The sequence below is a fragment of the Mesorhizobium sp. WSM4817 genome (assembly GCF_055811135.1).
Map to the genome: position 1 here is coordinate 1 of NZ_JBVVQQ010000109.1, position 880 is coordinate 880.

1 pseudogene is annotated in these 880 nt (G+C 60.2%); it reads left to right on the forward strand.

Features of this window, described 5'->3' with window-relative positions:
• A pseudogene (locus AC0L2K_RS34925) lies at positions 1–850 on the forward strand (TauD/TfdA dioxygenase family protein); the annotation flags it as partial.
• Between the last annotated feature and the right edge of the window lie 30 nt (positions 851–880).

Consider the following 880-nt stretch of genomic DNA (forward strand, 5'->3'; position numbering starts at 1 on the left):
ATCAGAGGCGTCCGCCTTGGCGGAGACCTTTCGGACGCAGCGATAGCAGCCATCAACCAGCTTCTTCTAAAACACAAGGTTATCTTCTTCCGCGGCCAGGAGCATCTCGACGATGCGGAGCAGGAATTGTTCGCGCGGCGTCTGGGTGACCTTGTACCTCATCCCACGCAGGGGCCGGCAGCCGGCACGGCCTCAATCCTCAATCTCGATTCCGGCCGTGGCGGTGGCAGGGCAGACCAGTGGCATACCGACGTGACTTTCGTCGATGCCTATCCGAAATTCTCGGTCCTACGTGGCGTCGTCATTCCGGCGACGGGGCGACACGATCTGGTCCAACACGCACGCCGCGTACGAGAATCTGCCGGCGCCGCTCAAAATATTGGCGGACAATCTGTGGGCTATTCATAGCAATGCCTACGACTACGCAGCCGTGCGCCCGCGCGCCACAGCCGAAGAGAAGAAGCACTTCGAGGAAATCTTCACATCGACGATCTACGAGACCGAGCATCCGGTCGTGCGCGTCCATCCGGAAACCGGGGAGAAGTCGCTGCTGCTCGGCAATTTCGTGCAGCGCCTCGTCGGCCTTTCCAAGAGCGATTCCGCCAAACTCTACGAGGTGTTCCAGTCCTACATCACTGCCCCGGAAAATACCGTGCGGTGGCGCTGGCAAGTAGGCGACGTCGCTATCTGGGACAACCGTGCTACCCAGCATTATGCGGTCAACGACTATGGCGACCAGCACCGGGTTGTGCGTCGCGCTACGGTTGACGGTGACGTTCCGGTCGGCGTCGACGGTCGCCGCAGTATAACCCATGTCAAGGCAGCCAAGCCGGCGGCGAAGGCAGCCTGACCGTCTGAACAGGGGAAAGATGATTAAACT